Source organism: Mesorhizobium sp. B2-8-3 (assembly GCF_006440815.1).
GTDB lineage: Bacteria > Pseudomonadota > Alphaproteobacteria > Rhizobiales > Rhizobiaceae > Mesorhizobium.
Genome location: NZ_VFTW01000033.1, coordinates 38,462 through 53,303, shown reverse-complemented (window position 1 = coordinate 53,303; position 14,842 = coordinate 38,462). Strand labels below are relative to the sequence as shown.

Here is a 14,842-nt window from a genome sequence, read left to right as displayed (position 1 = left end):
ATCTCCCCCCTTGCGGGGGAGATGTCCGGCAGGACAGAGGGGGGTGGGCGGGAACTCAACGTTTCAGGATTATTGGCGTCAGGTGGTGATCCAGGCATGGACATCACCGATGCCTCTACACCTTCACCAACTGCTCCACCCGGCCCTTCTCGCCGAAAATCCTCAGATACCTTTTGATCTCCTTTTCATCCCCCGTCGCCTTGGCGGGGTTGTCGGAGAGCTTCACCGCCGGCCGGCCATTGGCCTCGGTGACCTTGCAGACCAGCGATATGGCGTCGAGGCTGTCGGTTTCGGTCGGGGCGCAGCCTTCGAAATCGTTGGTGAGGTTGGTGCCCCAGCCGAAGGACATGCGCACCTTGCCGCGGAAATGCCTGTAAGTCTCCTCGATGGTCTCGACCTCCAGACCGTCGGAGAAGATGAGCAGCTTCTGCTTGGGATCCTTGCCCTTCTTGCGCCACCAGTCGATGATTTTTTCGCCGCCCTCGATCGGCGGGGCGCTGTCGGGGCGGAAGCCGGTCCAGTCGGCGACCCAGTCCGGCGCGTCGCGCAGGAAGGAATCCGTGCCGAAGGCGTCGGGCAGCACGATCAGGAGATTGCCGCCATAATAGCGCTGCCAGTCCTGCAGCACCTTGTAGGGCGCCTCGCGCAATTCCTCCTCGGAATTGGCCAGCGCCGCGAAGACCATCGGCAGCTCATGCGCGTTGGTGCCCAAGGCTTCGAGGTCGTTGTCCATGGCCAGAAGCACGTTGGAGGTGCCGGTGAAGGCATCGCCGATGCCTTCCTTCAGCGCCTCGACGCACCAGCGCTGCCACAGGAAGGAGTGGCGGCGTCTTGTGCCGAAGTCGGAAATGCGGATGCCGGGCAGCGCTTTCAGCCGCTCGGTCTTGGCCCACATCTTGGCCTTGGCGCGGGCGTAAAGCACATCGAGCGCGAACGGCCCGTAGGAGCGCATCGCCGCGCGGGAGCGCAACTCGTTGATGATGGCCAAGGCCGGGATTTCCCAGAGCGTGGTGTACATCCAGGGGCCGGGGAAGGAGAGCTCGTACTGGCCGTCACGCCTGGAAAGCTCGTAGTCGGGCAGGCGGAAATTCTCCAGCCAGGCCAGGAATTCCGGCTCGAAGATCTGCTTGCGGCCATAGAAATTGTTGCCGCCCAGCCAGATCATCTCCTTCTTGGAAAAACGCAAGGTGCGGGCATGGTCGAGCTGGGCGCGCAGTTCGCCTTCGTCGATCTCGTCGGCCAGGCGCACCGAGGTGGTGCGGTTGATCAGGGAGAAGGTGGCGTCGACCTTGGGATACATGCCCCAGATCATCTGCAGCATCAGGAGCTTGTAGAAGTCGGTGTCCAGCAGGCTGCGGACGATCGGGTCGAGCTTCCAGGTGTGGTTGTAGACGCGCCGCGCTATATCGGTTTTTGCCATGTCTCAATGCGCTTTCGTTGCTCGCTAGATCAGGATGACGTTTCGTTGAATCGCCATCCTGATCTAACTTTTTTGTTGAGCATGATCTTTTCCGAAAACCGGTTCCCACTTTTCGGGATCATGCTCTGGCCGCGGGAATGCCTCTTAGCACTGTATTTTCGAACGCGCTTGCTGCTTTGCAAGCTGGCCCGACAAAAAGCAGCTATGCAAGTCCAACCATCAAGACGCCGCGCCAGCGCATTTCCAGACGGAGGCTACGGCGAAGTCGCCGAGCCTAACCGCTTCACACTTTTCCTGGAATTGCTCTAGCCCCGATCACCTTCAGGGCGGGGCGTTTCCTGCGGCTGGGCACGCGGCCGGCCACCGGCGCGTCGGCCCGGCCCTCGTCCTGCTCCTTCTCGGCGAACAGCCAGTCGATGAAGAGCTGGACGATCGGCGCCGAGCGCATTTCGTTGCGGCAGACGACGTAGAAATCATCGACCGCCGGCACCGACAAGGTAAAAGGCGCGACGAGCATGCCCCTGGCCAGCAAGGCGCGCGCGGTGACGGAATCGCCGAGCGCCACGCCATGGCCGTGCACGGCGGCCTCCGTCGCCATGCGCGCATCGCCCAGATGATGGCGGCGGCCGCGCTCCAGATCAAGCGCATCGGCGGCGGCCAGCCAGGTGTGCCATTCGCGGCCGTCGTCGCCGTGCAGGAAGACGTGATCGGCAAGGTCGCGGACGCCGCGGATCGGCCGGTTGTTGATCAGCGTCGGGCTGACCACGGGAAAAAGTTCCAGCCCCGACCATTTGCGTATCCAGCAATCGCTCCAACTGCCGTCGCCATAATGCACGCAGACGTCGATCTGCGGGGCGCGAATATCACGGGCGTCGTTGGATGGGATCAGCGTCAGCTGGATGTCCGGATATTGCGCCGTGAAAGAACCGAGCCGCGGCGTCATCCAGAGCAAGAGCAGCGCCGGCACGCAGGACACCGAGAGCGCGCCGGCGCTTGCCGGCCTGGTCATGCGCTGGGTTGCGGCGGCGATGCCGTCGAAGGCGGACGAGACCGCCGGCAGGAATTCGGCGCCATGCGGCGTCAGCTTCACGCGCTGACCGGTGCGCTCGAAGAGTTTCACGCCAAGCGATTGCTCGAGCGCCTTGATCTGGTGGCTGACGGCGCCGTGCGTGACATTCAGCTCACCCGCGGCCTTGGTCAGCGAGGCGTGCCGCGCCGCGGCTTCGAAGGCGCGCAGCGGGTTCAGGGGCGGCAGGCGCTTGGCCATGGGTCGGCTCCTACTTTGTGAGATTTTCTCACATCCAAGACCCTAACAATATCAATTGATTTTTCAAAGCGGCTGCCCGACACTTTTGCCCGGAACAGCTTCAAGAGACGTGGAATCCGCAGCACAGCCGGCGGGCAACGATCCAGCCAGACAACAGGCTGGCTTGGCAAATCGTCCATGCGGGCAGTGCTGCGGGCAGGCAAGAGAGGAGACCGGACATGGGTTACGATCGCGGCAAGCTCGAAGCGTTGCGCCGCAAATATGGCGAGAGCCATGGCGGCGAGATGTTCGACCCGAAATTCCGCAAGGTCGCCGACAAGATCTTCAACAAGTCGGGCACAAGGCTGGCGCCCTATTCCGGCATCCCGACCTTCCTCGCCGCGCCCTACCGCGAAATATCGGCCGACAATCCGGATTTCGGCGACTTGCAGGTGGCGATGATCGGCGTGCCGATGGACCTCGGCGTCACCAACCGTCCCGGCTCGCGCTTCGGGCCGCGCGCGCTGCGCGCCATCGAGCGCATCGGACCCTACAACCATGTGCTGGAATGCGCGCCGACGCATGAGCTTCGCGTCGCCGACATCGGCGACACGCCGTTCCGCAGCCGCTACCGGCTGGAGATCAGCCATGAGGACATCGAAAAGCGCACCAACCAGATCGTCGACGCCGGCGTGCTGCCGCTCTCGGTCGGCGGCGACCACTCGATCAGCCATCCGATCCTGAAGGCGGTCGGCAAAAAAGCGCCGGTCGGCATGATCCATATCGATGCCCACTGCGACACCAGCGGGCTGTTCGACATGACCAAGTTCCACCACGGCGGACCGTTCCGCAACGCGGTGCTGGACGGCGTGCTCGATCCCTCGCGCACGATCCAGATCGGCATCCGCGGCTCGGCCGAGTATCTGTGGGAGTTCACCTACGAATCCGGCATGACCGTCGTGCATGCCGAAGAGGTGACCGGGCTCGGCATCCCGGCAATCATCGAGAAGGCGCGCAAGATCGTCGGCGATGGCCCGACCTATATCTCCTTCGACGTCGACAGCATCGATCCGGCCTTCGCGCCCGGCACCGGCACGCCGGAAGTCGGCGGGCTGACGACGCGCGAGGTGCTCGAATTGCTGCGCGGCCTGAAGGGCCTCAACATCGTCGGCGGCGACGTCGTCGAGGTGGCGCCGCAATATGACGCGACCACCAACACCGCCCATGTCGGCGCCCAGGTCCTGTTCGAGATCCTGAGCCTGATGGTGTTCAGCCCGGCCATCAAGAAGGGCTAATGCCATACCAACACGGCCGCCGCGCTGGAGCCGGCGGCCGGATGCAACAAACAAGCTTCCAGCAGGGGAACAACAATGACTCTTCGCAACGCACTGAAATCCGTCATCACCGCGGCAGTCATCCTCGGCGCCGGCCTGGCCACGCAAGCGAAGGCCGATGCCGTCGACGACATCACCAAGGCCGGCGCCATCAATGTCGGCATCTTCTCCGACTTCCCGCCCTTCTCGTCGGCCAGCGCCGACATGAGCATCAAAGGCTATGACGTCGACGTCGCGCAGGCGATCGCCGATGCCTTGAAGGTGAAGCTCAACCTGGTCAGCGTCACCGGCCAGAATCGCATCCCGTATCTCACCGACAAGCGCGTCGATATCCTGATGAGCGTCGGCTACTCCAAGGAACGCGAGCAGGTCATCGACTTCGCCGCCGCCTATGCGCCCTACTACATCGCCGTCATCGGCCCGAAGGCAATGACGGTCAAAGGCAAGGAAGACCTTGCCGACAAGTCGATCGCCGTCAATCGCGGCACGCTGGAGGACACCTCGCTGACGGAAGCGGCACCGGCTTCCGCCGACATCCGCCGCTTCGACAACTACAATGCGGTTATCCAGGCCTTCATCTCCGGCCAAACGCAGCTGATGGTGGTGGGCAACGATGTCGGCGCCCAGGTTCTGGCCAAGCAGGACGCGCTGCAGCCGGAGCAGAAATTCCAGCTGCTCACTTCGCCTTCGCATATCGGCCTCAACAAGAACGAGGACCGGCTGAAGAAGGCGGTCAACGACGCGGTCGCCAAGATGCTCGCCGACGGCAAGCTCGACGAGAGTTCGAAGGCCTGGCTGAAGACGCCGCTCAATCCCGACAATCTCAAGGATTGAGCTGCCGTGGCCTTCGGCTGGCTTCCAGGCGCTGTGGGCGATATCGCTCACGGCGCGGCCACGACGATCCTGTTGATCGTCGTGACCACGGTGGCGGGAACGCTGCTCAGCATTCTCGGCGCCGCGGGCCGGCGGAACGGCCCCGTGCTGCTGCGTCGGGCCATAGGCTGGTATGTCGAGGTGATGCGCAACACGCCGTTCCTGGTGCAGCTGTTCTTCATCTTCTTCGGCCTGCCCAGCCTCGGCATCAGGCTCGATCCGATCCTGGCCGCGATGCTGGCGATGACGCTCAACATGGCGGCCTATACGATCGAGATCGTCGGCGCCGGGCTCGACGCCGTGCCGCGCGGCCAGGCTGAAGCCGCACTGGCGCTCGGCCTCAGGCCTCGCCAGGTGTTCATCAAGATCGTGCTGCCACAGGCGCTGAAGGTGATCTACCCGGCGCTGACCAGCCAGATCGTCATCATGATGCTGGAATCGGCCGTGGTGTCGCAGATCGCGGTGCGCGAGCTGACCTATGAGGCCGACATGCTGCAGGCCCGCACCTTCCGCGCCTTCGAGACCTATTTCGTGGTGACGTTGGTCTATCTCGGCCTGTCGATTGGGCTGCGCCGGCTGCTCGTTTCCGGGGGGCGCCAGGCGCTTGGAGCAGGTGTTTCATGATCGAGTTCACCTTCTGGGACATCCTGCGCAACCTGCTGCTCGCCGCGCGCTGGACGGTGCTGTTGTCGCTCGCCGCCTTCATCGGCGGCGCGCTGGTCGGGCTGATCGTGCTGTTCTTCCGCATCGCCAAGAACAAATGGGGCAAGCGGATAGCCGCGGGCTATATCGCGCTGTTCCAGGGCACGCCGCTTTTGATGCAGCTCTTCCTGATGTTCTTCGGCCTGCCGATGCTGGGGCTGCGCATCGAACCGTGGACGGCGGCGGCGCTCGGGCTGACCTTCTTCGCCAGCGCCTATCTGGCCGAGATCTGGCGCGGCGGCGTCGACGCGCTGCCGCGCGGTCAGTGGGACGCGGGCGCGAGCCTCGGGCTGCACTATCTGCAGGAGCTCAGGCTGATCATCCTGCCGCAGGCCTTCGCGATCACCCGCGCGCCGACCGTCGGCTTCCTGGTGCAGCTCATCAAGTCGACGGCGCTGACCTCGATCATCGGCTTCGAGGAACTTGTCAGGACATCCAACGCCATCAACAACGCTACTTTCGAACCGTTCAAGGTCTACGGCCTGGTGGCGCTGATCTTCTTCGTCATGTGCTTCCCGCTGACGCAATATGCGCGCCGGCTGGAGCAACGCGTCGGAGCGCGCTGAGCCGGCGCAAAGGCTGCCGATCGTGCCGGCAGCCTTTCCTGTCAATGCCCGAAGGACAACGCCGGCGCGATGCGGTCGCGCCTGAGCCAGCGCGCGAGGAGCAGCGCCGCCACCACGGCTAGCCCCGAGGCCAGGCCGATCCAGATGCCGATACCGTTCAGACCGAAATGGAAGGCGAGCAGCACGCCGAGCGGCAGGCCGACGCCCCAATAGCCGATCGCGGCGTAGATCATTGGCACCTTGGTGTCGTGCAAGCCGCGCAGCATGCCGGCCGCGACCGCCTGGGCGCCGTCGAAAATCTGGAACAGCGCGGCGAACATAAGGAACGACACGGCAAGCGTGATCACCCTGGCATTGGCCGGATCGGCGAGATCGATGAAGGCGCTGATCAGCGCATGCGGCCAGAGAATCATCACCAGGCCCATCAGAGCCATGAACGAGACGCCGATGACGAAGGCAGTCCAGCCGGCGCGCGAAACGCCATCCGGGTTGCCGGCGCCGTGCGCCAGGCCGACCCGCACGGTGACCGCCTGGTTGAGCCCGAGCGGCACCATGAAGGAGATCGAGGCGATCTGGATGGCGATCGCGTGGGCGGCCAGCGAATCCGCATCGATCAGCCCCATGAGCAGCGCCGCCGCGTTGAAGATCGTGACCTCGAAGGCGAGGATGCCGGCGATCGGCATGCCGAGTCTCAGCAGGCCGCGGAAACGCGGCCAGTCGGAGCGCCAGAAGCGGCCGAACAGATGGTAGCGGCGGAACTTCTTCTCCAGCATCACCACCGCCGCCAGGCCGACGAACATCAGCGTGCTGGACAAAGTGGTGGCGAGGCCGGAACCGGCGATGCCCATCGACTTGACGCCGAGATTGCCGAACATGAACACCCAGTTGAAGAAGGCGTTGCAGGCGACCGCTACGAAAACGATGATCAGCGCCCAGCCCGGCCGCTCCAGCGCCGAGATGAAGGAGCGCAGCACGATATAGCCATAAAAGGGCAGCACCGCCCATTGCAGCCAGTGCAGGTAGATGCCGGCCTGATGCGCGAGCTCCGGCTTCTGGCCCATGGCCAAAAGCACCTCTTCGCCATGCGAGAGAAAAATCCAGATCGGGATCGAGATCAGGATCGCCAGCCACAGGCCCTGGCGCACGGTGCGGCGCAGGTCGCGCACAGAATGGCGGCGGCGGCCGAGTTCGGTCGCCATCATCGGCGAGGTCGCCAGCATCAGGCCGAGGCCGAAGATCAGCGGCATGAAGTAGAGGTTGGCGCCGAGCGCGCCGGCGGCGAGCGTATCGGACCCCAGACGGCCCATCATCATGACGTCGGTCGCGGTCATGGCGGTCTGGCCGAGATTGGTCAGCACCATCGGCCAGGCGAGCGTCATCGTCGCCCTGATTTCCTGACGCCAAAGGTTTTCCGGCGCGCGAGCGCCGGCTTCGATCGCAGACATTGTTCTGCTCTTTCAGAACACGGCGCGTCGGCCAAAGGGCCGGAAGCCGCACAACAACGGCGCGAAATGGCGCCATTTGCGTCGCCTTGTGAACGAAATGCGACATGTTGGCAAGGGAGGAGCCCGGCTAGCGATTGATCCAGCCGACGCAACCCGGCGCGACGGCTGCCGCTTCCGTGCCAGGTGACAGAAACGTCGGGCAGCGCGATTCCACCGCCGCAAGGAGCGGCGCAGTTCAGGCCTCTGCGCGCGAAATCAGGGGTTTGCGGCCACCGAGTATATAGGCGACAGACTCGAGGATGACGCCGTTGGTGTTGATATCGGTGACCTCGATCCGCTTGCCGGTCCGCTCGGATATTCCGGCGGAAAAACCTATTCCCTTCATCCTGGCGCGCTCCCTGACATGGGCTACGAGCTTTTGCGCGTAGTCGCCCGGCCGCGCCGCGAGCCACAGATAGGCGCCCTTGGAGTTGACCAGCCGCAGCGAGTCGGAAAGCTTCGCCGCCTTCTCGGGCGCCGAGGTCTTCAACGTGTCGACCGGGAAGGTGCCGCCATCGTGGGTCAACTGGTAGCCCTGGTAGGTGAAATAGGGCGGCCCGGCCATGGCGGTCTCTGAAACGCAGGTCAGGATGCCGGTGTCCTGGAAGCGCTTCATCTGGGCGGCGTAGAGGATGTCCGCGATCAGCCGCCCATGCGGTGATGCGCCCAGCTCGATTTCCTCGGTGACATGAGGCTCGGTCGCGATGCGGCCGCGCCGCTGGATTTCCACCATGGCCGCGAGGGCGGCGTCCATGTCGTTGCTCGGATCCGCGGTGCCGAAGACCGGCGATATCGCCTCGCCCCAGAGGCTGTATCCGCGGCCGGCATAGCCGGCATAGCTGTTGTACTGTCCCGACGAAATCTTGCCGGTGTCGCTCACCACATGCATCTCGCCATCCTTGAGGACGGGTCCGAATGACCAATGCTGCACCAGCTTGAACACCGGGAAGGCACCCGCCGTGTAGCTGTCCAGGATCTTCAGCGCGACGAGCAGGCGCCCAGTATCGGCGCTGTCGAAACCATCGCGCTCGCCGCCCCTTGAACTCAGCCGCCGCTCGGTATTTGGAATCTTCACCCCGGCGAAGCTGAAATCGCCCTGGCCCAGGAATGCCAGGATCCGATTGATCATCGTCTCGAATTCGGTCTGGTCGATGATGCGCAGGCGTTGGGCGGAAACCGCCGCCAGGATGTGCGATCCGATATCCCACATGGTGACAAACGGATATCCGGCCTGCTTGCCGGATTCGATCCAGGACGTGGCCGGCGCCATGCCGTTGTAATGCCTTGCGCCCCAGTCGAAATAGGTCCAGGCCAGTTCGGCATCGGCCCTCAGCGCTTCCTCCTCCAGCCAATACGGATCGGGTTTTCTCCAGTCCTTCACCGATACCTCGGCACGGGCTTGCCGGATGCGATCCACCTTCGGCATGGCTGGGCAGACGGCTTTGTAGTATTGCGCGAAATTGACCAGCGTCGTCCCCGGCAGGCCTGCCATCCGGGTGATGGAGTCGAGTATCACCTGCTTCTTTTCGGGCGTTTTGGCGGTGTCCGGGTGGATGCAGAAGACCGCATCATTGTCCTCTCCAAGATAATCGAAGACCTGTTCTTGCGAGAAGTAGGGAAGGTCGCCGGTCCAGGCGGCTTCGAACTTGACGGTATTGGACACATGCAGGATTCCACGCCTGTCGAGACCGTTGAACCAGCGCATGTCGCCCTTCTCGGCGGCGAACATCGGCGTCCCTGTGCCGGCCACGGCATCGAGCGTGTTGTCGTCGAAATCGTCGTTCGGAGGAATATAGGTCAGCGGCAGCCTGCCGGTGGAGCGGTAGATTTCGCTCATGCAGTCCCTGATGAGGTCGACGTCCTTCGCGAGCGAGTTTCCGAGCAGCTCGGAAGGCGTATGATGCCAGCCATGCCCCGCGATATCGTATCGCTGGTCCGCCAGCATCGATCGCAGAAAGGCCTTGCTGTTTTCGTCCGCCGACAGCAGGCCCGCCTTGGGGGCCGGGATGATGGCGTTGGTGACTGAATAGCCGGCTTCGATGAGGCCCTTGACGAAGGCCATGTGGCTCGGATCGGTGTCGCTGTCGAGACGCAGGTCATCCACCCTGACCACGATGTAGCGCCTGCCGGCAGCGCGGCTCTGCGTATACAGCCTCTGCGGCGTCAGGACACGCACGGCGCCGGATGAAACCGCCGCAAGTACTGCCATGGCGACGCCGGCCGCGTAGTCGGCCGCATCGGCATTGGACAGGCCGGCGAGCGCGTCAAAGGGAATTTCAACGATGATTGGGTCGATGTTGGCGGCAAGAGCCGTGATATTCCGCGCAAGCGCGGCCGGGGCCGTCAGCGCGGCTGTCGCATTGCCCGATGTGGCGGATGTTCGCACCGAGGCGACGGTGTTCACAAGGCCGGTGTTGGTCATCCAATAGCCTCCACCCGGAGGCTGCTGGCCAACCTTGTCGTCTGGCTCGCCCGCAAGACGAATGACGGTGCGAATGCCGGCCGACCTCATCGAGGCGGCGTCCTGAGGCGATTGCAGCGGCTGATTGGTGGTCAGCGTCAGCGCGGTGATGACGGCCTTGGACTTGTAACGGTCGAACGCGTTGATCATGAGCGAGAAGGCGGCCTGCATCTCGCCGGCCTGCCGGGCCTGCAGATAAGGATCGGCCGGCGCGATCTTCGTGGCATGGATTCCGAATTCGATGGCGTTTGGAGCCAGTTCCACGGACTGCCTGATCCACTTGGCCAGGCCGGAGCTGTAGCCTGGGATGTCGCCGGGATCGCCTGCCATCTTGATGGTCATGGCGATCGGCAGACCGGCGGACGAGAAGGCATTTGCGACAGCTTCGAGCTTGCCTGTGTCGGCGCGGGCGCCGACGCCGCTGACGGTCACGATCAGCGGATTGGGCAGGCGCGCCGCGGCCGTGGCGACACCTCGTCCGGCAACGGCCAGGAGCGGGATGCCGATGCCGCCGAGAAGGACCGAACGCCGGGTTATGTTCATGGGTGCCTCCTGTCGGCGGCTGGAATTGCGTACCGCGCCGGGCTCACCCAGCGGCCATCGGAGTTCGCGGAGAAGGATTTGACGAGGGCGCGCAGGAAAAGAGCGGCGTCGAGAAGCCGGATGGCGGGAAAGGCGATGCCGTAGAGCATCAGGCTCGGCCGCCGCTCGATGACCGCGACGACCAGTGTGAGCGCATAATCGACGGCGAGGAACAGAGCGAGGAGAATGACGGGCGAGACCGGCCGTATCGCCAATTGGCCGATCGAGAATGCGGGCACTTCAAGGCCCGTCGCCAGATACGCCAGGACGGCCAGCGGCAGAGCGAGCGCGAAAACCGATATGACGAGCAATTCGGCCAGCAAGCCGCCGAGCGAAAGCCAGAAGCGGCTTGGCCAGACGCCATGCCGGCGCACCGTCTGCCAGAAACCCAGATACCAGCGTTGCACCTGCTTGCGGTAGTCGGAGAGGTTGAACGGATCTTCCGACGAGCATCGCGCTCTCGGCGTATAGGCGACGCGGCCCAGCCCTTTGTGCTGCACCTCGAAGGTCATGTTGAAGTCTTCGATCACAAGGCCAGGGGCCGTGATGTCGATCTGGATCAGGGCCTGGGTGCGGTACATGCTTGCAAAGCCGGGCGCGATATAGCTCACGCTGGCCCATTTCCAGGACTGGCCATATTGGAACGCCGTCTGCAGGATCCTGTAGAGACGTGTGCGATAGGCGGCGAAGAGCATATCCAGCGTCGGCAGACGCTGATCGCGCCAGCGCGACAGGACATGGCCCGCGACGACGCTGACACCCGGATCGTCGAACAGCGGAAGGGCGTGGTCGAAATAGTGTCGGTCGATTTCGGAGTCTGCGTCCTGGATCAGCACCGCCTTGAACCGCTCGCAAAGGCGATAGTGCTTGATCGCCCGGTCTATGGCCTTGGCCTTGCCACCGTTGGGCCGGATATCAAGAGCCCTGCAGCCCAGGCTCCGGGCGATGGAAACCGTGGCGTCTTTCGATCCGTCGCTGGCGACATAGATCTGCCGGGCCGGGATGATCGCCTTGAGGGCGGCAATGCATTTGGGAAGCGCGATCTCTTCATTATGCGCGGGAATGACGACCGCGACATCGGCGACCCTGATGGCGCGAGGGATCGCGGCGGCCTTGCTGCTGCCGAGTTCGGCGATGAAGCGCAGCAGCCCGACCGTGCACCAGAATGCGATGTTTATGCCCAGCGACGCGCTGAGAACCATCAAGGTCATATTGAGGGCGGCCGTCGGGCTCATGGCGCGGCGGGCTGCAACCGATCGCCCGGGACCGGCGCGCCGCCGTCCCTCCTGTGCGCGGGGCCGAGAGCCGAGCGGGCAGGCTTGATGCCCATCGCGCGAAGCAGGTCCTGGTAGCTCTGGCGGATGCCTGCTTCCAACGAGATGTTCGGCCGCCAGCCGAGGGCCCGAAGCTTGGTCGTGTCCGGCCAGCGGCCGCGGTGATCTTCGATGAAATGCTCGCGAAAGGCTGCTTCGCCCGCAAGGCCGGTCGCCTTTTTCACCGTTGCGAAGAGGTCGCGCACGGTGATCTGTTCGTCGCCGCCGACATTGTAGACCTCGCCGCTTACTCCCTTTTCGACGACGGTGAGAAGTCCGTTCACCAGATCGTCCACATGGAGAAAGGTTCGCGTCTGCGTTCCGTCGCCATAGATCGGCACGGGCTGGCCGGCGATGAGGCGGGTCAACATCTGTGGGATGACACGCTGATCCTTGGGCGACATGGCCGGACCATAGGTGTTGAAAATACGCACGATGCGCACCTCGATTCCATATTTGCCGCCCCAGAAGCGGGTCAGCGCCTCGCCGAAGCGCTTGCCTTCCTCGTAGGGGCTGCGCGGCCCGACCGGATCGACCCGCCCGACATAGGTCTCAGGCTGCGGGAAGACGTCCGGATCGCCGTAAGCCTCGGCGGTGCTGGCGAACAGATATTTCGCCTTGCACCTGCGCGTGATCTTCAACAGGTTCAGCGTTCCGGCGGACGAGGCCATCAGCATCTGCTCGCCCAGCCGCTTGATGTTGGGAACGCCCGTTGGACAGGCCAGGTTGTAGACATGGCTGTAACGACGGCGCTGCAACCGCCGGCAGATTGCCGGATCGGCGATATCCATCTTGATGAAGCCGAAATTTGGATGGCGCGACAACTGGTCGACATTCGCCTGGCGACCGGTGGAGAGATTGTCGACGACATCGACCTGCGCGCCCTGATCGAGAAGGCGACGGGCAAGGTTGGTCCCCAGACACCCCGCGCCTCCGGCGATAAGGCATCTGACTTCGTTGCTGTTCATGCTCATCGAGCGACAATCCTCGTTTGCAAAAGAAGAAAGCCGCACCCCCTCATTGTGCGCCTTGCTCCATGAAACGAGGATTTCCCCAGGCAAAGCAACTGATAGTTAATAATATGATAAACAACAGTGGTTAATTACCTTTTTGTAATCGTTGCTTTTTTTGGCGTTCCTTTTTTAAGATGACCTAAAGTGGAACGACTGCGTGCGAAATCGGCACAAGCAGCGCGCTTGACAATCCGCAGAATCTTGATCCGCCGCGAGCCGCAGTCGCCTTGTTTGCCGGCCCTGCGCAAGGTTCAGCCGCAGAAGAAAACTCGTGGCACAGGAGTTGCATCGCGGCCCATGACAACGTGGGGTTATGACGCCGGCTACAGAAGTCCTGTCCGTCAGAATTCACGGCATTGCAATGCGGCACCGGTTCCGGTCAGCCGCCCTGGTGGAGGGCAACAATGACTTTGGTCGAGCAGGCTCGCGGCGCGACACTTCATTCGAAACTTGAATCACGAACGGCCACGATCGGCGTCATCGGGCTTGGCTATGTCGGCCTACCGCTTGCCGCGGTGGCGGCGCGGGCCGGCTTCCGGGTGATCGGCTTCGACATCGACAACAGCAAGGTTGAGAGGCTGAGGGCGGGCCGGTCCTATATCGGCGCCGTTGCCGACGAGGCGCTGCAGGACATCAGCGCAGGCGGGCGTTTCCAGGCGACATCGGACTTCGCGGCCCTCGAAGAATGCGATGTGATATCCATTTGCGTCCCGACGCCGCTGACAAAGCAGCGGGAGCCGGACCTCTCCTTCGTGGAAGGAACGACGCGCGCCATCGCGGCTCATCTGCGCAAGCACCAGCTTGTCGTGCTGGAATCGACCACCTATCCCGGCACCACCGACGAGGTGATGAAGCCCATACTGGAAGCGACGGGCTACAAATCCGGCAGGGATTTCTTCCTCGGCTATTCGCCCGAGCGCGAGGACCCGGGCAGCATCGGCTTCGAAACCGCCACCATTCCGAAAGTTGTCGCCGGCGACGGGCCGGTCGCCGCGAAACTGGTGGCGCTCTTCTACGGCGCGATCGTGGAGAGGGTCGTGCCTGTCTCGAGCATCAAGGTGGCCGAAGTGGTGAAGCTGACGGAAAACATCTTCCGCGCCGTCAACATCGCCTTGGTCAATGAGCTCAAGGTCATCTATTCCGCCATGGGGATAGACATCTGGGAAGTCATCGAGGCGGCCAAGACGAAGCCTTTCGGCTATATGCCGTTCTATCCCGGTCCAGGGCTCGGCGGACACTGTATCCCGATCGATCCGTTCTACCTGACCTGGAAGTCGCGCGAGTTCGAAGTGTCGACGAAGTTCATCGAGCTGGCCGGCGAGATCAACGTCTCCATGCCGCACTACGTCATGGCGAAGCTCTCGGAAGCCCTCGACACACAGCTTGGCCTGCCGCTGAGCCAGGCAGCCATCCTGATCGTCGGCGTCGCCTACAAGAAGAACGTGTCGGACGTGCGCGAAAGCCCGGCGCTCAAGCTGATCGAGCTGCTCGAGACACGCACCGCCGACATTGCCTATCATGACCCTCACGTCGCGCGCATCCCGAAGACGCGCAAGCACCCGATGCTGGCCGGCAAGGATTGCATCCGCCTCAACCGCGACTCGATCGCTGCCTATGACGCGGTCGTCATCGTCACCGACCATGACGGGGTCGACTATGGGCTCCTGGCAAATCATTCGCGCCTGATCATCGACACGCGCAACGCCATGCAGCGCAACGGCATCGTCTGCGACCGGGTGGTGAAAGCGTAGGGCATTCGCCGGCCAGCCTGGGATCCGGCGCCGACGGCACGTTCACTTGCCGGGGCTGGGCTGCTACGGATAGCGCCGATACGGATAGCCGGCGCAC

General features: G+C 63.4%; 11 protein-coding genes. 5 read left to right on the top strand and 6 right to left on the bottom strand.

Annotated features, from left to right (window positions below):
* Positions 1-115 precede the first annotated feature (115 nt).
* Together pncB and gcvA are read right to left on the bottom strand one after the other, a co-directional pair.
* Complete coding sequence (gene pncB, locus FJ418_RS29190) at positions 116-1,420, bottom strand: nicotinate phosphoribosyltransferase (protein ID WP_140646782.1); 1,305 nt, start codon at positions 1,418-1,420, stop codon at positions 116-118.
* A 283-nt stretch (positions 1,421-1,703) separates the two neighbouring features.
* A complete protein-coding gene (gcvA, locus tag FJ418_RS29185) occupies positions 1,704-2,687 on the bottom strand; it encodes a transcriptional regulator GcvA (RefSeq protein ID WP_140646783.1) in 984 nt (327 codons plus the stop codon).
* Between the two features lie 218 nt (positions 2,688-2,905).
* On the opposite strand from gcvA, the gene speB reads away from it, so the two are divergent.
* From speB to FJ418_RS29165, 4 genes are all read left to right on the top strand, one after another.
* Complete coding sequence (gene speB / locus FJ418_RS29180) at positions 2,906-3,961, top strand: agmatinase (protein ID WP_140656076.1); 1,056 nt, start codon at positions 2,906-2,908, stop codon at positions 3,959-3,961.
* Positions 3,962-4,036: 75 nt separating this feature from the next.
* Entirely contained in the window at positions 4,037-4,834 is a 798-nt protein-coding gene (locus tag FJ418_RS29175) for a transporter substrate-binding domain-containing protein (protein WP_140646785.1), read from the top strand.
* A 6-nt stretch (positions 4,835-4,840) separates the two neighbouring features.
* Entirely contained in the window at positions 4,841-5,497 is a 657-nt protein-coding gene (locus FJ418_RS29170) for an amino acid ABC transporter permease (RefSeq protein WP_140871636.1), read from the top strand.
* Positions 5,494-6,141 carry an amino acid ABC transporter permease gene (locus FJ418_RS29165; protein WP_140859553.1) on the top strand — a complete coding sequence of 216 codons (648 nt, stop codon included), beginning with the start codon at positions 5,494-5,496 and terminating at the stop codon, positions 6,139-6,141. The genes FJ418_RS29170 and FJ418_RS29165 overlap by 4 nt, the downstream gene beginning before the upstream one ends.
* Positions 6,142-6,182: 41 nt before the next feature.
* Here FJ418_RS29165 and FJ418_RS29160 read toward each other — a convergent pair whose 3' ends face one another.
* The 4 genes from FJ418_RS29160 to FJ418_RS29145 form a co-directional block, all read right to left on the bottom strand.
* Positions 6,183-7,586, bottom strand: a complete 1,404-nt coding sequence (locus FJ418_RS29160) for an MATE family efflux transporter (protein ID WP_140871634.1) — start codon at positions 7,584-7,586, stop codon at positions 6,183-6,185.
* A 235-nt stretch (positions 7,587-7,821) separates the two neighbouring features.
* A complete protein-coding gene (locus FJ418_RS29155) occupies positions 7,822-10,629 on the bottom strand; it encodes a DUF3131 domain-containing protein (RefSeq protein ID WP_140871632.1) in 2,808 nt (935 codons plus the stop codon).
* Positions 10,626-11,903 carry a glycosyltransferase family 2 protein gene (locus FJ418_RS29150; protein ID WP_140871630.1) on the bottom strand — a complete coding sequence of 426 codons (1,278 nt, stop codon included), beginning with the start codon at positions 11,901-11,903 and terminating at the stop codon, positions 10,626-10,628. The genes FJ418_RS29155 and FJ418_RS29150 overlap by 4 nt, the downstream gene beginning before the upstream one ends.
* A complete protein-coding gene (locus FJ418_RS29145) occupies positions 11,900-12,955 on the bottom strand; it encodes an NAD-dependent epimerase/dehydratase family protein (RefSeq protein WP_140871628.1) in 1,056 nt (351 codons plus the stop codon). Before FJ418_RS29145 ends, FJ418_RS29150 begins: the two co-directional genes overlap by 4 nt.
* Positions 12,956-13,398: 443 nt before the next feature.
* On the opposite strand from FJ418_RS29145, the gene FJ418_RS29140 reads away from it, so the two are divergent.
* Complete coding sequence (locus FJ418_RS29140; RefSeq protein WP_140646792.1) at positions 13,399-14,745, top strand: nucleotide sugar dehydrogenase; 1,347 nt, start codon at positions 13,399-13,401, stop codon at positions 14,743-14,745.
* The last annotated feature ends 97 nt before the right edge of the window (positions 14,746-14,842 follow it).